Origin of the sequence: Microcoleus sp. K5-D4 (genome assembly GCF_036704575.1) — a bacterium.
Lineage (GTDB): Bacteria > Cyanobacteriota > Cyanobacteriia > Cyanobacteriales > Microcoleaceae > Microcoleus.
Map to the genome: position 1 here is coordinate 68,555 of NZ_JAUBSD010000016.1, position 18,380 is coordinate 86,934.

At 45.3% G+C, this 18,380-nt stretch carries 17 protein-coding genes and 2 pseudogenes; 12 read left to right on the forward strand and 7 right to left on the reverse strand.

The features are described 5' to 3' along the window. Positions 1-352: 352 nt before the first annotated feature. Together QUA77_RS07640 and QUA77_RS07645 are read left to right on the forward strand one after the other, a co-directional pair. Positions 353-1,663, forward strand: a pseudogene (locus QUA77_RS07640) (IS701 family transposase). A 15-nt stretch (positions 1,664-1,678) separates the two neighbouring features. Next, a pseudogene (locus QUA77_RS07645) lies at positions 1,679-2,026 on the forward strand (IS1 family transposase); the annotation flags it as partial. A gap of 142 nt (positions 2,027-2,168) precedes the next feature. Here the strand turns inward: QUA77_RS07645 and QUA77_RS07650 are convergent. After that, entirely contained in the window at positions 2,169-3,038 is an 870-nt protein-coding gene (locus QUA77_RS07650; RefSeq protein ID WP_333449747.1) for a glycine betaine ABC transporter substrate-binding protein, read from the reverse strand. A 213-nt stretch (positions 3,039-3,251) separates the two neighbouring features. Here QUA77_RS07650 and QUA77_RS07655 point away from each other — a divergent pair, with 213 nt between their 5' ends. After that, positions 3,252-4,619 carry an aldehyde dehydrogenase gene (locus QUA77_RS07655; protein WP_333449748.1) on the forward strand — a complete coding sequence of 456 codons (1,368 nt, stop codon included), beginning with the start codon at positions 3,252-3,254 and terminating at the stop codon, positions 4,617-4,619. Positions 4,620-4,886: 267 nt separating this feature from the next. Beyond that, positions 4,887-5,237 carry a 4a-hydroxytetrahydrobiopterin dehydratase gene (locus tag QUA77_RS07660; protein WP_333146019.1) on the forward strand — a complete coding sequence of 117 codons (351 nt, stop codon included), beginning with the start codon at positions 4,887-4,889 and terminating at the stop codon, positions 5,235-5,237. A 26-nt stretch (positions 5,238-5,263) separates the two neighbouring features. Here the strand turns inward: QUA77_RS07660 and QUA77_RS07665 are convergent, their stop codons facing one another. Beyond that, positions 5,264-5,998 carry a response regulator transcription factor gene (locus QUA77_RS07665; protein ID WP_333146017.1) on the reverse strand — a complete coding sequence of 245 codons (735 nt, stop codon included), beginning with the start codon at positions 5,996-5,998 and terminating at the stop codon, positions 5,264-5,266. Positions 5,999-6,225: 227 nt separating this feature from the next. Here QUA77_RS07665 and QUA77_RS07670 point away from each other — a divergent pair, with 227 nt between their 5' ends. Beyond that, positions 6,226-6,468, forward strand: a complete 243-nt coding sequence (locus QUA77_RS07670; protein WP_333042763.1) for a hypothetical protein — start codon at positions 6,226-6,228, stop codon at positions 6,466-6,468. Between the two features lie 125 nt (positions 6,469-6,593). After that, entirely contained in the window at positions 6,594-6,842 is a 249-nt protein-coding gene (locus QUA77_RS07675) for a DUF6761 family protein (RefSeq protein ID WP_006634037.1), read from the forward strand. A 401-nt stretch (positions 6,843-7,243) separates the two neighbouring features. On the opposite strand, the gene grxD is transcribed toward QUA77_RS07675, so the two are convergent. The 3 genes from grxD to QUA77_RS07690 form a co-directional block, all read right to left on the reverse strand. After that, positions 7,244-7,567 (reverse strand): Grx4 family monothiol glutaredoxin, encoded by a 324-nt coding sequence (gene grxD, locus QUA77_RS07680; RefSeq protein ID WP_333042762.1) that lies wholly within the window; start codon positions 7,565-7,567, stop codon positions 7,244-7,246. A 201-nt stretch (positions 7,568-7,768) separates the two neighbouring features. After that, positions 7,769-8,029, reverse strand: coding sequence for a BolA family transcriptional regulator (locus tag QUA77_RS07685; protein WP_333068825.1), 261 nt, complete (start codon positions 8,027-8,029; stop codon positions 7,769-7,771). A 42-nt stretch (positions 8,030-8,071) separates the two neighbouring features. Beyond that, on the reverse strand, positions 8,072-8,695 hold the full coding sequence (locus QUA77_RS07690) for a hypothetical protein (protein ID WP_333063180.1): 624 nt from the start codon (positions 8,693-8,695) through the stop codon (positions 8,072-8,074). Positions 8,696-8,904: 209 nt separating this feature from the next. Between QUA77_RS07690 and QUA77_RS07695 the strand changes: the two genes are divergently transcribed. The 3 genes from QUA77_RS07695 to QUA77_RS07705 all read left to right on the forward strand — a co-directional run bounded on the left by QUA77_RS07695 (position 8,905) and on the right by QUA77_RS07705 (position 12,248). Then, positions 8,905-9,222 carry a type II toxin-antitoxin system HigB family toxin gene (locus QUA77_RS07695; protein WP_333042757.1) on the forward strand — a complete coding sequence of 106 codons (318 nt, stop codon included), beginning with the start codon at positions 8,905-8,907 and terminating at the stop codon, positions 9,220-9,222. 152 nt (positions 9,223-9,374) lie between these two features. Then, entirely contained in the window at positions 9,375-9,773 is a 399-nt protein-coding gene (locus tag QUA77_RS07700; protein ID WP_333033583.1) for a transcriptional regulator, read from the forward strand. Positions 9,774-9,920: 147 nt separating this feature from the next. Then, positions 9,921-12,248, forward strand: a complete 2,328-nt coding sequence (locus QUA77_RS07705; protein ID WP_333449749.1) for a S8 family serine peptidase — start codon at positions 9,921-9,923, stop codon at positions 12,246-12,248. Positions 12,249-12,311: 63 nt separating this feature from the next. Here the strand turns inward: QUA77_RS07705 and QUA77_RS07710 are convergent, their stop codons facing one another. Together QUA77_RS07710 and QUA77_RS07715 are read right to left on the reverse strand one after the other, a co-directional pair. Continuing rightward, positions 12,312-13,043 (reverse strand): WecB/TagA/CpsF family glycosyltransferase, encoded by a 732-nt coding sequence (locus QUA77_RS07710; RefSeq protein ID WP_333449750.1) that lies wholly within the window; start codon positions 13,041-13,043, stop codon positions 12,312-12,314. Positions 13,044-13,250: 207 nt separating this feature from the next. Next, positions 13,251-13,388 carry a hypothetical protein gene (locus QUA77_RS07715; protein ID WP_333038037.1) on the reverse strand — a complete coding sequence of 46 codons (138 nt, stop codon included), beginning with the start codon at positions 13,386-13,388 and terminating at the stop codon, positions 13,251-13,253. A 111-nt stretch (positions 13,389-13,499) separates the two neighbouring features. Here QUA77_RS07715 and QUA77_RS07720 point away from each other — a divergent pair, with 111 nt between their 5' ends. The 3 genes from QUA77_RS07720 to QUA77_RS07730 all read left to right on the forward strand — a co-directional run bounded on the left by QUA77_RS07720 (position 13,500) and on the right by QUA77_RS07730 (position 18,311). Next, complete coding sequence (locus QUA77_RS07720) at positions 13,500-16,709, forward strand: glycoside hydrolase family 15 protein (RefSeq protein WP_333449751.1); 3,210 nt, start codon at positions 13,500-13,502, stop codon at positions 16,707-16,709. 206 nt (positions 16,710-16,915) lie between these two features. Continuing rightward, positions 16,916-18,091, forward strand: a complete 1,176-nt coding sequence (locus QUA77_RS07725; RefSeq protein WP_333449752.1) for a DNA cytosine methyltransferase — start codon at positions 16,916-16,918, stop codon at positions 18,089-18,091. A 34-nt stretch (positions 18,092-18,125) separates the two neighbouring features. Next, positions 18,126-18,311, forward strand: coding sequence for a hypothetical protein (locus tag QUA77_RS07730; RefSeq protein ID WP_333449753.1), 186 nt, complete (start codon positions 18,126-18,128; stop codon positions 18,309-18,311). Positions 18,312-18,380: the final 69 nt, after the last annotated feature.

The following is an 18,380-nucleotide window of genomic DNA, read 5'->3' on the forward strand; positions in this document are numbered from 1 at the left end:
ACACGGTCGCTTATGCCCAAAATAAATGTTACCAATATTTTATCAGACTCACTTACAAAAACTACTGACACCAGCCCAGTTTCTTTTACGGACAATCTTGTTGAACTTGATACAAGAGCGAGAAACAAGTGAGGTTAGAGCGACTGGTGAGAGTATTTACCTACCCAATTAGTACCCAAAGTCTTGCCCAAACGGAATAAGATTCCTGGACTTATAGCAACCCCCAAGGCGGTTAAGCCGCTGTGCTTCGCACAGCTTCCATTGCATCCCGCTCGACAGCCGAATTTAACCCTCTTTTGTCACTCTCGTGGTAGTATAATCAGTGACACACCACAAAAGCATTGCCAGTCCTATGGTAGAGCCTCGTCAACCAGTACCCACCGTCAAATTTATAGATGAATATTGTCAAATTTACCAAAACATATTTCCCGAAGTTAGGAGCTTTGAAGCTTTTAATTACTGATATGTCGGTATGATATCGGACATAAAACGCAAAACACTACCATCAATAGCGAAAGTTATAGGGCTAGATAATCATCAAGCATTACACCATTTTTTAACACAATCACCTTGGGATGTAAAAGAATTAAGTCAGCAACGATTAGAATTAATATTATATGTACTTCAAGGGCGTCCAATATTACTAATAATTGATGAGACAGAAGATAAAAAAAACGGGGATGCGACTGATTATGTAAAACGGCAGTACATTGGAAATTTAAGTAAAACAGATAATGGTATCGTTGCAGTTACAGCGTATGGTCTTTGATCTGGTCTGACTTTTCCTCTATTATTTGAAGTTTATAAACCGAGATCAAGACTGCAACCAGGACATGAATATCTAACTAAACATGAAATTGCCGCAAAAACGATAAAACAATTGCGTGCGATAGGATTTAAATTTAATCTTGTCCTAGCAGATAGTTTATACGGAGAGAGTAGTAACAATTTTATTCAAATACTAGAGAAATGGAATCTAAATTTTATTGTGGCAATTCGCTCTAACCACAAAGCATGGGGAGTTACAGACGCGAAAGTCAAATCTTCAAAGTGGCAAAGATTCAAACGTGTCTTCTCAGATTTAAGCTCGGAAGACAGATATATAAGAGAGATTATTTGTGGTGATAATCCGGAAATTAAATATTGGCAAATCACAACTGATAAAGAGGAGCTGCCCAAACACACTACTTGGTATGTAATGAGTAAATTTCCCAACATTACACCCAGAGAAGTAGGTAATTTTTATGCTTTAAGAACTTGGGTAGAATATGGTTTGAAGCAAAGTAAAAACGAATTAGGATGGGCAGATTTTCGCTTAACTAATTATCCACAAATAGAAAAATGGTGGGAAATTATTTTTAGGGCTTATTTGATGGTTAGTCTCCACTCTGAACAACTGCTAAAATTACCACCACAATCTGAATCTAATTTTTTATCATATCCTTGGTGGGCTCAAGGAAATGGGTGGAAGAATATTCTTAACAACCTCCGTTTAATACTTCAACCATTTGTACTATTTAACTTTATTAAACCTTGGCTACGAGTTTTTACTATTCCTAAGTTATCCGAGGGCTTTTTTAAACTTCAAATGCTTGTCAATAATTTAACTGGTTCAATTTTTCAAAACCTCAATATCCCTTATTTCCAGTTTTCCTCTGCGTAGAGTGACAAAAGAGGGTTAGCTTTAGACGCCAAGACCCGTGAAATTGTCGGGGTTTACATTGGGGCAAGAGACTCGGCCGCCGCGAGTGAATTATGGAAATCATTACCGCGGGTCTATCGACAATGTGCCGTCGTCTACACGGATTTCTGGGCGGCTTACTCGAAGGTGTTACCAAGTAAGCGGCATCAGGCGGTCGGGAAAGAAACGGGTAAAACCACTTATATCGAGCGCTTCAATAACACTCTCCGACAACGGGTGTGTCGTTTGGTACGAAAGACCTTATCTTTTTCTAAGTCATTCAATAATCACATCGGTGCGATTGGGTATTTTATCCATCACTACAATTTATCATTACTTGTTTAGGACTAGCTCAAGTTGTTGATTTTTCATTTTTTAGTGCATTCAATCTACAGTAATGCATCTCTTTATTCTGTCTTAGTTTAAACTCCTGTTCTAAGTAAGCTGCTACGCATATAAAGTGAACTTGTAGGAGAGAAAGTGCCGATTACTTTGCACTAGGTTCGGGATTTGAAAAGCCCAATTTTTGCTGCAAAAACTCCCGCGCCACTTGTCCGGCTTCTTGCTGTTGTTTATCAACTTGGTAGTTTAGTTTCCGCATATCTTCCTCGGAGATTTTGCCGCCCAATTCTGCGAGCACTTGACGCAATTCTGGGTATTTATCCAAAATTTGCGATCGCACAACCGGAACTGCTTCGTAGGGCGGGAAATAGTTCTTGTCATCCTTGAGAACTACTAAACCTAAACTTTGAATCAAACCGTCCGTCGTATTACCAGCAATCACATCTACTTCTTTTTGTTGCAGCGCTTGATAAAGCAATCCTAACAGCAACTCCTTCGGTTCTTCTCGAAACTTAATCCCGTAAGTTTTAGCCAATCCGGGAAATCCATCTTCTCTCTCGTTAAATTCTGGGCCGAAACCAGCCCGGAGTTTAGGTGCAGCTTTCCCAAGTTGCGAGAGAGTTTGTAAATTGAGTTTTTTCGCATCGTCTCCCCGCACAATAATCGCAAAACTGTTATTAAATCCCAGCGGTTCCGTCCATTCAGCTTTAAACTGTTTGGGATATTCTTGTTTGAGGTAATCGAGGACTTTTTTGGGGTCATAAATCGGTTTCTGTTTGAGCAGGTTGGCGTAAGCAGTACCCGTGTATTCGACGTACAAATCGATTTTACCTGCTGTTAGGGATTGATGGCAAAGCGAGCCTCCGAGATTCAGTTCTCGTTCTACTTTGATATCTGTTTTAGCTTCGATATGGCGTGCTAAAATTTCTGCGAGGATGACTTGTTCGGTAAAGTCTTTCGAGCAGATGACAACTTGCTTTTGGGGCTTAGAGGTACATCCTGCTACTGCAAGCAAGCAAAGCAGCCAGCAGGAATAGAAAAAAAATCGTTCTTAGAGATTTTCATGACTTAACTCAAATTAAAAATCTACAATTAATACCTTATAAGTTATAGCATAAAGCCCAGATCGCAGACTTGTTCAAGAAGTCTGCGCTTTAACACCGATCGCACTTTACCCAAGTTCCGTTTTCCTGTTGTAACATTTATTGATAGACATGGAGGAATAAATATGGTAATCAGAGTCAGCGATATTATCCAGCAGCAGCGACAATTTTTTGCGACTGGGAAAACTAAGGATGTGGATTTTCGGATCGAACAACTCAAGAAGCTCAAAAGTGCGATCGTTTCCAATCAATCACGGATTGTGGATGCTGTCAAGGCTGATTTAAACAGGCCGGAGTACGAGGCTTATTTTGAAATTGCTGCGATCGCAGAAGTTAATTATGCCATCAAAAATGTAAAATCGTGGGCAAAGCCGAAAAAAGTGCCTACTTCGATCGATCAATTCCCAGCATCCGCCCGCATTTACCCAGAACCTTTGGGGGTAGTTTTAATCATCGGGCCTTGGAATTACCCATTTCAGCTAATGATATCACCCTTGGTCGGGGCGATCGCCGCCGGCAACTGCGCCATCCTCAAACCTTCAGAAATCGCCTCGCACACGTCGGAAGTTGTCGCCGACATGATTACCAAAACCTTCGATCCCGCCTACGTAGCCGCCGTCGAAGGAGGAGTGGAAATCAGCCAACAATTATTAGCGGAAAAATTCGACCACATCTTCTTTACAGGAGGCACAAAAATCGGTAAAATAGTCATGGAAGCCGCCGCTAAACACCTGACACCTGTCACATTAGAATTGGGTGGCAAAACTCCTTGCATTGTAGACTCAGATATTCAAGTTGAATACACTGCTAAACGCATTGCGTGGGGCAAATTCATCAATGCCGGTCAAACTTGTATCGCTCCCGATTACCTGTTAGTTGATAAAAAAGTTAAACCAGATTTGATGCAGGCAATTAAAACAGCAATTCACGGATTTTACGGCGACGATCCGCAGAAAAGTCCCGACTATTCCCGAATTATCAATCAGCATCATTTAGGACGTTTGGCAGAGTTTATCAAAGACGGAGAAGTTGTCGTCGGCGGTCAAACAAACCCCGAAGATAAATATATTGCACCCACGGTTCTCGACAAGGTTTCCTGGGATGCGCCTGTGATGAAGGATGAGATTTTTGGGCCGATTTTGCCAGTTTTGGAGTATGATGATTTCGGGGAGGCGATCGCCCAAATCAACGCCCGTCCCAAACCCCTAGCTTTGTATTTATTCTCGAAGGATAAAGAGAAACAAGAGCGAGTTTTGCGAGAAACTTCTTCCGGCGGAGTTTGCATAAACGACACGGTTATGCAAGTCGGAGTAACAAGTTTACCTTTTGGGGGAGTTGGCGACAGCGGGATCGGCACCTATCACGGCAAAGCAAGTTTTGACACTTTTTCTCATCAAAAAAGCGTGCTGCAAAAGTCATTTTTACTTGACTTAAAATGGCGCTATGCTCCCTATCTAGGTAAGTTGGATTTGATTAAGAAAGTTATCGGTTGATCGATCGCACTTGGAGGGGCGGGTTCACCAAGGTAGACAATATAAGCGAGATAGCCAAATCAGCCCACCCCTTCCTGATATTACCGGTTAAGCAATTCCACTGTGAACGATTATTTCCATAAAATTTAAAGGATTGCTCATCGGTTTTTTGAACGATTTCCATCACACTCTCTACGTCACTCCTAAAGGACAGTTGCCCCGTCCAAAATAATCCACATTAGAAATGTCTATAATATCTTTTAGCATCTTCTCGCTAACAAGCAATTTATGGAACCTTTAGCAAAAGAACGCTGTGCCGCCTGCCGCCCAAACTCTCCCCGCCTCACAGCTTACGAAATTGTCCAGCTAAAACCTCAAATTCCCGACTGGAATTTAATCGAAAAAAATGGCATTCCCCAAATAGAACGCACCTACGAATTCCCGGATTTCAAAAGTGCGATCGCCTTTACAAACAGCGTCGGCGAAGCAGCAGAAACCGAAGGACATCACCCCGCACTGTTAACCGAGTGGGGAAAAGTTACCGTTACTTGGTGGACTCACGCGATTTCTGGACTGCACCGCAATGACTTTATTATGGCGGCGAAAACAGATGCGATCGCCAATCAATTCTCAAAATAAAATCCGACTTATAGCTCGATCGTAGTCTAAGAACTCACAGCTCCGGGTACCAGCGGAGAAAGCCGTTGATTCCCATTCAACAACTCCAGATTCAGTCGGTAGCCGACATTCCGTACAGTTTGAATCAGGCTCGGCTGTCGCGGGTCGATTTCGATTTTTTTACGCAGAGAGAGTACGTGAGTGTCGATCGTCCGGGGGTTATCAATAGCATCGGGCCAAGCCCTCCGCAGCAAATCCGAGCGCGACAGCGGCACTCCTCCAGCTTGGGCTAGCACGTACAGCAGGCTAAATTCCTGGGGAGTCAGCTCAATATGTTCCTCGTACAACCTGACTCGGCGCTGCACCAAATCAATTTTCAGCAGCCCGCACTCCAGCGTCGCCGGCGGTATCATCGTGCGGTTACGGCGCATCAGAGCTTCCACCCTGGCCATAAACTCTTGCATCCCAAAGGGTTTAGTCAGGTAATCGTCTGCGCCCGCCTTCAAACCTTCAACAATATCCGATTCCGAATTCCGCGCCGACAGCATCAAAATCAGCGACTGCTGCTGCTGTTGCAGCCAGTTGCAAAATTCCAAACCATCCCCATCCGGCAATTGGGCATCCAGAATGACTAGGGTTGGCTGACGGCTGAAAAATATTTCCCTAGCGTGACTGATATCCGCTGACTGGTGCACCCAGTGACCGACTTGCTGTAGATGCCAGCCCAAGAGCGATCGCAGGTGCGGATTCCCTTCAACAATTGAAATACTTGCAGATTCCACAGAGGCGAGCTTCCCATATCACTAATTGCTACAAGGTTAACAGAGCTTTTGTCAAGCTTTTGTAACCATCGCTACTCAAGCATGAGCTGCGTTTAAAGCAGCGGACACACCCAGGGTACAAATGTTAAAGATTGGGTTAATTTGGCAGGGTCAGCCTGCAGAAAGGTTAAATCATTATGGCGATGAGCTTACAATGAAAATAAGACAGTGTAAAGCCGATCGACCCCATGCCCCAACCGCCTGCTAAAAGCGATCCCCCCGACCCAGCCCCCACTCCCAGGAGGTTGACAAATCGCGCAAGTGAAACTAGAATTCCTCCAACCGTTCGCTCGGTAGCCGGAACACTCAGCCACTTTGACCGCCAAATTCAGCAACATCCCGACTCCATTAAACGCACAGCGAATTATCTAGGTGCGCGCAAAAAGTCGAGCAACTGCATTGCAACGAGTGAAATTTTTTATGGAGGGTAGCCTGTTGAGCAGGGTAAAAACTTTTATTTAGAAATAGCCTCAAGCTGAGCCACTCAGCATCAATCGAGGCCATTCCTAAATCCCGCCGTCATTATACAAACCACAAAGGATTTCAACCTCACACCATGCTACAAGACACCCAAACAATCCGGCACTACCAGAAACTCACCGACGCCCTCGTCGAAATGTGGAATAGAGGTTATCGCTTCGATGATCTGCGGCTTTACTTAGACGGGTATTTAGCAGCCCTGCGGCATTCCAACGGTTTGGAACCCTATCTGATTCACAGACTAGAGGAAGAAGCAGCGCGTTACATTCACGACCCCTCCAATTTTGCAATGCCACAGACCCAAACTGAAGCCGACTACTATTAAATAGTAAATTCGGTTGGATAAACCCTTGATGAATTGGGAATTGGGAATTGGGAATTGGGAATTGGCAATGGGGAATTGGCAATTGTAACGGGTTCCCTGGCTCTGCCTGGGAACCAATGTCCAGATGCTCTGCCTCGCTTTCGGAGCCTAAAAATTCGAGTCATAGCCGACCGCAGTGCGTTCCCAGGCTCTGCCTGGTATAGCAATCCTAAATGAGTCGTAAATTTTTTACCCCATCCCAACCTTCCCCGAACCCGCGGGGAGGAAGTAAGAAATTCACAAATGATTTAGTCTTGCTCTAACGAATAATTAAGTAAATTAACCTAATTCAACGTAAAACGCGATTGCTGTTATTTCCCCGGCTTCTTAAAGAAGTCGGGGATATGTTTTTTCGGTCTAATTTAAGAAGCCAAAGCCACTTCTACAACTTCTTGCAATTCGCCCTTTTGATACATCTCGATCATAATATCCGAGCCACCAATAAACTCGCCGTTGATATAAACTTGGGGAATTGTCGGCCAGTTGGAATACTCTTTAACGCCTTGACGAATTTCCTGGTCGGCCAAAACATCAACAGTTTCGTAAGGTACTCCCAAAGTATTGAGAATTTGCACCACAGTATTAGAAAAACCACACTGGGGCATTAACTTATTGCCCTTCATAAATACCATGATTTTGTTTTGCTTAACCAATTCGTCAATTCTTTCATGTGCTGCTGTAGTCATGGTAGCTCCTAATATTGTTTGAAAATTTTTAAACGTTGACTGACGCAGAAACCGGGTTTTTTAGGACAATCTTTCGTTACAGCCATAGATTCCGGTTAAGAAACCCGGTTTCTTTGGTTTTTGTGCGTAAGTGCAGCAGTTGTATTTCAAGCAACTATTGACAGAAGCACAAACTTGTGATACCAAATTGCCGCTCAACAATTAAGCAACTTGACTTTTCGCTTCCCATTCTGCGGGAGTTAAGGTTTCCAAGCCCAAAGCGTGGATGGCTTCACTAGCCATTGCCTGTTTGAGAGCGCCGTAGACCAGTTGGTGCTGCTGTACTCGGCTTTTTCCTTCAAAGGCTGCTGAGACGACTCTCGCCTGGTAGTGGTCACCGCCGCCGGTCAAATCCTCAACTTGTATTTTAGCGTCGGGCAACCCTGCCTTAATCATTTCTGCTACTTGAGACGGTGTAACCATTGGTTTCTCTGATAAACGGCTGTAATTTAGATTTTAGTGGAACTATTTCTTAGATGAGCTCGGTTGACTGCTGGCAGGCCGGGGAAAGGGCGAATCCACAAAACCCAATTCCAGTAACTGCTGGTAAGCTTTCTTGCCCAAGTCGCGAGTTGGCTGCTGCGATCGAATAATCTGAATCAGCAGGGGCACAGCCAGTTCCGGTTTATTTTGCGCCCGGTGTACCAACGCCAGCCGATAGGTAGCTTCGTCGCGCATTTGGGCTGTTTCTACAGCTTTGGTGCGGTGGCTTTCGGCCAAGCGGATGTCAATTCCGGCAAAACTGCTACCCAGTTGTTGGTAGAAGTTGGAGAGTTGATTGAAAATTTGGCGGGATTCTTGGAGTTTTTGAGTAGCCAGTGCGTAATTCTGATTGGAAATAGCACTGCTGGCTTCTGTCATCAAACGCTGGCCTCCTGGGACGCTCAGCAAGCTGCTGTCTTGCGTCAGAGGGCGAAGATTGTTGGGGTCTGTGGGGTCGTCGGCGGGTTCGACTTGGGGTTGGTTCTCTGGCCCAGAAGGTTGTTGTGCTTGGACTTGGAGCGGTTGCAACAGGGTAAAAGCTGCGATCGCCCCGATCGTAATCCGGGCAGTGGAGCGAAGCCAGCAAACAGTTCCAGAGTATACCATGAAATTACTTTGCGCCTGTGCGCCTTAAAAAAATATTTAGCTTGAGCCGATCTTACCATTGGTGATCGCAACCGGCTAAGTGTAAACCAAATTTGTTGAAATGTCAAAGGGTGCGCGATCGGGCAAAAGGTTCTTTAGGAAAAATTAAGTAGAGACTTGACTGGTTGTTCTCAAAATGAGAAGATAGAATGGTAGTTGAGAAACGATCTATGAGACTGATTTCTAAGAAAAATCTTCTGAGTGCGATCGAACCCTACCCGGATGCCCAGAGTGCGATCAAATCCTGGTACCAGCTAATCAAAGACAACGATTGGCAATCCTTAGAAGATGTGCGAAACGGATATTCGCGATCGGTCGATCAAGTCTGTGGATATACCATCTTTAATATTAAAGGCAATCAGTATCGATTAATTGTACAAGTTAAATACAAAAGCAAAATTATATATTTTAAGCAGTTCTTAACTCATGCCGAATATAGCAAAATCAACTGGGACAATGAAGATGAAGTCAAAATAAAAATAAATTAAATTCTACCTAAGCATATCGGTAATCAATACAGATTACCGGATAATTTTAACAAATCAAAAACATTTACACCAATCGTCAAAAGCAGGAGATAGAGAAAAAAACACCCACCTTATACTTGAGAACCATGTCTAATTAAACAAGGGAAGGAACCATGAATATAACAATTGAGAAAACAGCTTACGGTCAACTACTGGCGAAATCGCAGCCTAAGCCCATCCTGAACGAAGAAGATTACGATATTGCCCTCGCAGAAGTAGAATCTCTGATGTCTCAGGAAGAATTAACATTAGAAGAAGAAACTTTACTGAGCCTCTGGGCTCTGTTGATCGAAGAATACGAAGCCAAGTATTACCCAATCCCAGAAGCGACTCCCCGGGATGTTCTATTGCATCTCATCGAAGTTCGCGAACTCAAACAAGCCGATTTAGTGGGCGTGATTGGTTCCAAAGGAGTAGTCTCTGAGGTGGTTAATGGGAAACGGGCGATTAGCAAGGCGCAAGCTAAGGCGCTGGGAGAATTTTTTAATGTTAATCCTAGCGTGTTTATTTGAGGGATTTGCTGAATCATTGTTAATAAGCCTTTTACGGGCGGGCTAGAAGCCCACCCCACAAGAAAATTCAGTTTTTGTGGAACAGGCATCCTGCCTGTTCTTGAGAATATAGTAAGACTGGATTAAAATTAAACAAAGGCATTTCTGATGACACAACCGATCCAACTTTCCGCAAATACCTTACAAAACTATCAAGGAATTGGAGTCCCCGATGAAAGTCTGGCAGTGATTTTGCAACGCGGCGGCGACGAATTGCTGCTGTCAAAAGCGGACGATCGCTTTACAGTCCGCCCCTCATCAACAGCATCAGCCTCAAACGATTGGGCTGCAACAACTGGGGCAAAACTAAACCGTCGCATCGGCCAAAGCAATCTCGAAGAATATCTCGTTGCACGCGATCGCCTAGAATCAGCAATGCAAGCAGCCCGCGCCAGCGATGCCGTAGCTTTTGCCAGCCACGTCTATTGCCCCGCGAACAATCCGAGTACATTCTTTTATATAACCGACCAAATTACCATTCAATTTGGCGAACAAATAGACGAACAATCGCGCAAGGCGATCGCCAATGCAGCAGCTTTAAAAATAGTCCGGCCAGTAGAAGGAATTCCCAACACCTTCGTCTGCGAAGTCACCAAACAAGCAACAGAAAACCCCGTCAAAATTGCCAACCGCCTGACAAGATATCCAGAAGTTCTCGTAGCGGAACCAAACATTTTAGTAGAGACGCAGCAGCATTACACGCCCCGCGATCCGCTTTATCCCAAACAGTGGTATCTCAATAACAAAGGCGGCAACCAACTTGTCGGCGGTGCTCAAATTTATGCCGAACCAGCTTGGGACATGACTCGCGGAGTTCGATCGATCGTAATTGCGATCGCCGACGATTCAGTTGACATCACCCACCCAGATTTTCAAGGCCAAGGCAAAATCGTCTCACCCATCGATTTCAAAGACGGCGACACTTCCCCGATGCCAGTCGCAGACTCAGACAACCACGGCACAAGTTGTGCCGGCGTCGCCGTTGCAGAAGAAAACGGCAAAGGCATTGTCGGCGTCGCCCCCGGATGCGCCCTGATGCCCATCCGTACCAGTGGTTTTCTCGATGACAATTCTGTCGAAAAAATATTTAATTGGGCGATCGAAAAAGGTGCCGCAGTCATTTCTTGCAGTTGGGGGCCTGCAGCAGTTTACTATCCCCTTTCCCTGCGGCAGAGTGCCGTTATCACCAAAGCAGCAACCCAAGGGCGGGGCGGCAGAGGCTGCGTTATTCTGTTCGCGGCGGGCAATGCCAACCGCCCAGTCAACGGCACAATTAACGAGAAAGGCTGGCCCAACAACGTCGTGGAGGGTCAAACTAGATGGCTAAACGGATTTGCCGTTCACCCAGACGTAATTGCCGTCAGCGCTTCCACTTCCCTCAACAAAAAAGCAGCTTACAGCAATTGGGGCACCAGCATCTCGGTTTGCGCCCCCAGCAACAACGCGCCGCCGGGAACTTGGTTGCCAGAAACCGGATTTATCGGCACGCCGCCGGAGGTGACGCAGTATTTGCCCGGTTTGGGGGTGTTTACTGCCGATCGAGTAGGCGATCGGGGCTACGACTGGGGGGACTATACGGATACTTTTGGCGGTACTTCCAGCGCCACTCCAGTAGTCGCTGGGGTTGCAGGGTTGATACTTTCGGCTAACCCCCGTTTGACGGCGCGGGAAGTGCGGGGAATTCTCGAACAAACTGCTGAGAAAATTGTCGATCTCGATCCCGATCCCCAGTTGGGCAATCGCCTGGGAAATTACGATCCTAACAGCGGTCGCAGCGATTGGTTTGGTTACGGGAAAGTGAATGCTTTTAAAGCTGTGCAAGCTGCGGTGAGAAAGGGCGGCGGCAATCCGAATATCGGGGGTGCGGTGTTCAGCGATATTTCAGGACATTGGGCACAGAAGTTTATTGAAGCTTTGGCTGCGGCGAATATAATTAGCGGTTTTCCTGACGGTTCTTTTCGGCCGGACGACAGTTTAAATCGTGCTCAATATGCGGCGCTGTTGGTAAGTGCGTTTAGTCCGATTCCGAGGGTGCCGGCTACAAATTTTATTGATGTTTCTGCTACTTTTTGGGCGAGAAGTGCGATCGAACGGGCAAATCGGGGCGGCTTTTTGGCGGGGTTTCCGGGGTTGAAGTTCGGCCCGAATCAGAATTTGACTAAGGCTGACGCGATCGTGTCTTTGGTTAACGGTTTGGAACTCAAGGGCGGCAATCCTGATTCTTTGAAAGTTTACATCGATCGTTCTCAGATTCCTAATTATGCTTTGAGTGCGATCGCCACAGCAACTGCTTTGAAGATTGTGGTTAATTATCCTTCCCGCGATTGGCTTTCGCCGCAGCGGGATATTACCCGCGCTGAGATTTCGGCTTTGATTTACCTGACTTTGGTGGCGATTAATCGGGCAAAGGCGATCGATTCTCCTTACATTGTCTAAGGGCAATAGGTTCCTCGTGAGAACTTTAGTCATCACGAGGAACCTATTTTATTGTGGCAGATTTTAAGCTCTAAAATTCCCCAAAGCTTTCAATGCAAACTGTGGCAAAGCTAACATCCGTCGCCACCGCCAAGGTTCTTGATAAAGTCGGTACAACCATTCTAAATGATTGTCGCAAAACCAAGCCGGCGCGCGGTCTTTTGTTCCCGCCCAAATATCAAAACTGCCGCCAACTCCCACCCAAATTGACTGAGGACAAAGGTGTCGGTGTTCGGCAATCCAAAACTCTTGGCGAGGCACTCCCAATCCTACAAAAATCAGTTTCGGCTGCATTTGTTTGAGGCTTTCACGGAAGTCTTTCTCTTCATCTGCGGAAAGATAACCGTGTTGAGACGCAATCGACAATCCGTTAACTTTTTGCTGCCAATTTTCTGCCGCAGCAGCAGCCACTCCGGGGGAACCTCCAAAGAAAAAGAGTGGTTCTGAATCAGGCAATTTTCCGGCTTCTTGCAGCAGCGATTCTGCTAATTCAATCCCCGGATAGCGCTGTGCCGGTTTGCCGCGCAGCCGCAAGTACAGTACCACTCCCGAACCGTCGGGAATCACCAGTTCCGCTTTGCGGATTACATCTGCTAAAGCCTGATTTTGCTCGGCTTGCATCGCCATTTCAGCATTCAGCGTCACGACGTGACTTCCTAACCCTTGATGCAGGCGCTGCATCAGCCAACCTGCATAATCATCTAATATGTGAACTGGTAGTCCCAGCACTGAAAATTGCGGGCGAGATCCATCCATATTTTTTTCTTTGAGATTCCTACACACCTAGTTATTTAAATTAGCTGAGATTGGCGATCGATGCTAGAGCACTTTTGGACGCAAAAAACCCGGTTTGTGCCACCAAAAGTCTGTTAAGTCATCGTTCGGTGGCCCATAAACCGGTTTTTTTGTAAGCGACGGGTCGCGCAAGTTCCTTAGAGTTAGCCAGCCAAGTGCGATCGAGCATTAGCGTTCGATTTTTTTGACTGATCCGTCTGCGTACCATTCCATCGGTACTAGCTCAATTTTACCATTAATTTTCACTGTAGAGTAGACAACTTTCACGAAAGGAACGCTGTTATTATTGTGGTTTTGGGTAGACATGGCAATTACCTTCTTGTGTTTGGATAACTTGAGAAATGATCTAATCTCTGATATATTTAAAAGTCTATTCACCGCAAATCTACTCGCATCAGGAAAAACAAGGAAAACGAAATGGCGATCGCAAAAACCCAGCGGCAAACCAGGTTAGATTATTACTACCAGCAAATCAAAAACATCATCCTCAAGCGCCAGAACCCAATTACTGGTTTGCTGCCGGCGAGTACCGCCGTTAACGCTCACGGCGACTACACCGATGCCTGGGTGCGCGACAACGTGTACAGCATTCTCGCGGTTTGGGGTTTGGGTTTAGCTTACCGCAAAATTGATGGCGATCAGGGCAGAACATTTGAACTGGAACACAGCACAGTCAAACTAATGCGCGGCTTGCTGTTTGCGATGATGCAGCAATCGAGCAAAGTAGAACATTTTAAAAATACTCAGTCGCCCCTAGATGCCCTGCACGCTAAATACAATACTCAAACTGGAAGTATTGTGGTCGGTGATGACAAGTGGGGACATTTACAATTAGACGCTACATCTATATTCTTATTAATTCTTGCTCAAATGACGGCTTCCGGGCTGCACGTAATTTTTACAATAGATGAAGTCAATTTCGTGCAAAATTTAGTTTACTACATCGGTAGAGCGTACCGCACGCCGGATTACGGAATTTGGGAAAGAGGTCATAAAATCAATCGCGGCAATGCAGAATTGAACGCCAGTTCAGTTGGCATGGCAAAAGCAGCGCTGGAAGCAATAAATGGCTTGGATTTGTTCGGTATTCAAGGTTCTCAAGCGTCAGTTATTCACGTTTTGCCAGACGAAATTGCCAGAAGTCGCATAACTTTGGAATCGCTTTTGCCTCGCGAATCTAGTTCAAAAGAAGTAGATGCCGCTTTATTGAGCGTGATTAGTTTTCCGGCTTTTGCTGTGGAAGACCAAGAATTAATAGAACGGACTCGAAATAAGATTATTGACAAATTGCAAGGAAAATACGGCTGCAAGCGGTTTCTGCGGGACGGACACCAAACAGTGTTGGAAGATGCCGATCGCCTGCACTACGAACCGACAGAATTAAGGCAGTTCGAGCACATTGAATGCGAGTGGCCGCTATTTTTCACTTATTTGCTTTTGGACGGCATATTTCAGGGAAACCAAGCCCAAGTGCAAGAGTACCAGCAGCGTTTGGAATCTCTAGCAGTCGATCGCTCTGGTTTGCCACTACTACCAGAATTGTACTACGTCCCCGCCGAAAATATAGAAGCAGAAAAGCGAAATCCCCGCAGCCAGCAGCGCTTACCCAATGAAAATATTCCCCTCGTTTGGGCGCAAAGTTTGTATTTTCTCGGTCAATTGCTGAACGAAGAATTAATCGCAGTTGGCGACATCGACCCGCTGGGAAGGCACCTGTCAGTCGGCCAACACAGAGAACCTTTAGTGCAAATTGCACTGTTAGCTGAAGACGAAGATTTGCAAGCAGAATTAGCCGCTAACGGCATTGCGGCGCAAACTCCAAAACAGGTAGAACCTATCCAAGTCCGCCAGACTAAAGAATTATCAGCTATTTACACGCAAATTGGACGAAACGACCAATTAGGCTTAACCGGTCGCCCCGTGCGCCGTCTGCGGAGTTTAACAACTTCTCGGGTGTTTAAAATTCGCGAAGAGGCGATCGTATTTCTCCCTTCATTTTTGAACAGACAAGAGTTTTACTTAACTTTAGATTACCATTTTTTAGTAGCTCAAATCAAGAGCGAAATAGCTCACATTCACCGGCACTGGTATCAGTTGGGACGCCCTACGGTAACGCTGATGCTGACTCACACGATGCTGGAAACCGGTCGGGAAGCGTTGTTAGAATTAATGAAGGAATTCCGGGATGGACACTGTAACAACACGCCCGTTAAACTCGGAAATCTTAAGCAGTTAATGCTGACTGCTGGCACCGAAAAAATTGATTTCATGCACGATTTTGAATTTACCGAATCTCCGGTGACAGGTGCAGTTGAAACGCGCCGATATCTAACTTACAATCCTGAAAAAACTTGGCCTTTGGGTCACACGCAAGAATTTAAATTAGAGTGCGAAACTAATACTCACTTCTTGCTAACTAGCCTGCGAGATTCAGAAAATTTGTACGAACAAATTGAGTTGTTGCACACCTTAGTTAGACTCAAAGGATTAAATTTTGATACAGGATTTGGAGGTGCGGAACCCACTGTACAAGTTGTGGATTTGCTCAACGAAGTTTATACAAAAGCTGGAGAAAGTTCGCAATCAAAAATCCAATGGGCAGTCATCCGCCATGCCGCAGGTTTGCTGGACAAAGTTGATATCAGCTTGTCTGATGCGGTGACAGACATTTTGGTGCGACAAAAGCAGATTGCTGTGGGTAAAGCCTACAGCGAAGATTCGGTGATTTCGCGCCCCGGTTCCTACACCGAAGTGATGGACAAAATTCGCCAATTCTGCGGAGAAGATATTCGCGATCGAGTTCTAACTCAAGAAGTTCTCATCTACCTCGGCCTGTTAATTAAAGCCGAACCGCATTTATTTAAAGGTTTGCTGACACTGAGAGTTAGCTACTTTATTCTGCTGTTAACAAGCGAGTTGGCGCGCGAATTGGGAGTTACGCAAAATGAAGCTTACGAACATTTAATGCAGCTAAGTCCCTTTGAAATCAAAAATCGCCTGCGCCAAGTGTTGACAGAATACGAGGAAATGAATCAAATCCTTAAACAGCAAGAATCCCTGCGCGTCAAACAGGCGGAAAAAGATATTGAATGGGTAGTAGCGCCTGTTTCCGAAGAACCGCAAATGCCTGGGGGAGGATGGCGCCGGAAGCGGCAAATGGAAGGTACTGTCAATCGCGTACCGAAGGATTTTTATCCGAGTGTTTGGGGACTGCTGCGGCACTGCAAAGGCTTGATAATTGGCGACAAATTAGAGCGGCGCAATCGGTTAGATAGCCATATTATATTATCGGAAATGACGCCGGGAGAAAAGAATTTCGCGCTACAAATCGAGCATTTGTTGAATAAGATTGTGGCGCCGGAATACCGACAAGTCAATATTGAGGCGCTGATGGAGTTGGCGGCGATCGCCCAGCGTAACCCAGATTTGCAAGTAGAAGAATACATCGTTTTAGATGTATTAGTCGGTCACGCAGTGCGCCTGAATTGGCAAGGAAAATACCCGGAAAGAGCCGATAAATACGACGAAGATAAAGCGGCGGCTTGGCAAGCTTTTTACAATACTTCGCCTTACGTTTGCGCGAGTCACGTACTCGATGCTTTCCGGTTCTTGACGAAGTTTGGATAGATTGAGCGGCAATTCCGGTTTGAGCTTTTAGCGGTAATGTGTGTACTGCACACCTACATATAGAGGTTCTCCGTAAGTGCTGTCTTCTCTTATATTATCTCTCTTTTCTTCCTCAGCTTCCTCTGCGCCCTATGCAGTTCATTAAAATAAATTCTCATCAACTTAATTTTGATCAATGATCCAACCTGTTCTTGAGGCAAAAACCTGTGATTAACAACCAACCGATAACTATTAGTCTCTTTGCTGGAGCCTACGGTTTAGATTTAGGTCTAGAAAAAGCAGGATTTCAGACAGTAAGTTTAGTAGAAATCGAACCTGATGCTACCAAAACAATCTCTCTAAATCGTCCTCATTTATCCGTATCTGCTGTACCCAGAGATATTTGCGAAGTCCACGCCCAAACTTTATTAGAAGAAGGCGGACAAATCTTAGGTTTAGATAGGCCTCTGCGCGCTGATGAAGTAGATTTAGTGACTGGTGGCCCCCCGTGCCAACCTTTCAGCACAGCCGGAAAACGGGGATCTGTTGGCGATCCGCGCGGCAGCTTATTTATGGATTTTATACGCATCGTTGACGAAATCAAACCCCGCTTTTTTATCATGGAAAATGTTAAGGGGTTGCTGTCAGCTCCGATTCGACATCGACCTCACGATCGCAGAGGTTTAGGTTGCCCCCAGTTAGAAGCTGATGAGATGCCCGGTGCAGCTTTACAAGTGATTTTGACCGAGATGAAACGCATTGGTTATGAAGTTGTGTATGATTTGCTCAATACGGCTGACTATGGCGTTCCTCAATGTAGAGAAAGAGTTATTTTTATTGGTTATAAAAGTAACGATCCAGTTACTTTGCCCCTGCCAACTCACAGTCAAAAAGGTACTGGTAAAAAACCAAAATGGCTGACACTTAGAGAAGGATTAAAGGATTTAGTAGATTCTCCGCCAGAATTTGTCCCTTACTCAGAAAGTCGCCTCAAGTATTTGCGTTTGTTAACCGCTGGTCAAAACTGGAAGGATTTACCCAGCGAATTAAAAGCAGCAGCAATGGGAGGGGCATATAAATCTGAAGGTGGTAAAGTGGGTTTTTATCGACGGTTAGCGTGGGATAAACCATCGCCTACTGTCACAACAAGCCCCCATCAAAAGGCTACTGATATGTGCCACCCTGATGAATTACGTCCTTTGAGTGTCAGAGAGTGCGCGCGAATTCAGACATTTCCCGATGAGTGGGTTTTTCATGGCTCAACAACTTCTAAATACCGACAGATTGGGAATGCGGTTCCTGTATTATTGGGAAAGGCGATCGGTGAATATCTTTACCAGGTCATTAAAGGCGAGCGAGTACAAGGGCGAGAAATATTTAAACAACTTTCCTTGTTCGCCTAACTCAAACTTGAATTTAACTTGAGGATACATAAAAGTGTCAGATCAACTTCATGAATTGTTAACATTTGTCTTGGAAAAGGAAGTGGGATTACCTGGCAGAAAGTCTCAATCTTTCGCGGGTCACTTTGCAGATTTAGAAGAATTCATGAGTTTGACAGCACAAACACTTAGAAACGGTATCAGCAGTATTTCTGGCAAAAGAGCTCTTAAATTTAAGTAGGTAAGCGGGATTAAACCGAGCTATGTAACAATATGTCAACAGGGCTAACTTAGCCACGCTTAGGGCATT

What these genes read in the sequence shown, in the direction of transcription:
- QUA77_RS07720 (WP_333449751.1), top strand. Translation starts at nt 13,500, where the DNA reads ATGGCGATCGCAAAAACCCAGCGGCAAACCAGGTTAGATTATTACTAC.
- QUA77_RS07660 (WP_333146019.1), top strand. Translation starts at nt 4,887, where the DNA reads ATGGAACCTTTAGCAAAAGAACGCTGTGCCGCCTGCCGCCCAAACTCT.
- QUA77_RS07710 (WP_333449750.1), bottom strand. Translation starts at nt 13,043, where the DNA reads ATGGATGGATCTCGCCCGCAATTTTCAGTGCTGGGACTACCAGTTCAC.
- QUA77_RS07690 (WP_333063180.1), bottom strand. Translation starts at nt 8,695, where the DNA reads ATGGTATACTCTGGAACTGTTTGCTGGCTTCGCTCCACTGCCCGGATT.
- QUA77_RS07715 (WP_333038037.1), bottom strand. Translation starts at nt 13,388, where the DNA reads ATGTCTACCCAAAACCACAATAATAACAGCGTTCCTTTCGTGAAAGTT.
- QUA77_RS07675 (WP_006634037.1), top strand. Translation starts at nt 6,594, where the DNA reads ATGCTACAAGACACCCAAACAATCCGGCACTACCAGAAACTCACCGAC.
- QUA77_RS07705 (WP_333449749.1), top strand. Translation starts at nt 9,921, where the DNA reads ATGACACAACCGATCCAACTTTCCGCAAATACCTTACAAAACTATCAA.
- QUA77_RS07695 (WP_333042757.1), top strand. Translation starts at nt 8,905, where the DNA reads ATGAGACTGATTTCTAAGAAAAATCTTCTGAGTGCGATCGAACCCTAC.
- grxD (WP_333042762.1), bottom strand. Translation starts at nt 7,567, where the DNA reads ATGACTACAGCAGCACATGAAAGAATTGACGAATTGGTTAAGCAAAAC.
- QUA77_RS07655 (WP_333449748.1), top strand. Translation starts at nt 3,252, where the DNA reads ATGGTAATCAGAGTCAGCGATATTATCCAGCAGCAGCGACAATTTTTT.
- QUA77_RS07670 (WP_333042763.1), top strand. Translation starts at nt 6,226, where the DNA reads ATGCCCCAACCGCCTGCTAAAAGCGATCCCCCCGACCCAGCCCCCACT.
- QUA77_RS07685 (WP_333068825.1), bottom strand. Translation starts at nt 8,029, where the DNA reads ATGGTTACACCGTCTCAAGTAGCAGAAATGATTAAGGCAGGGTTGCCC.
- QUA77_RS07700 (WP_333033583.1), top strand. Translation starts at nt 9,375, where the DNA reads ATGAATATAACAATTGAGAAAACAGCTTACGGTCAACTACTGGCGAAA.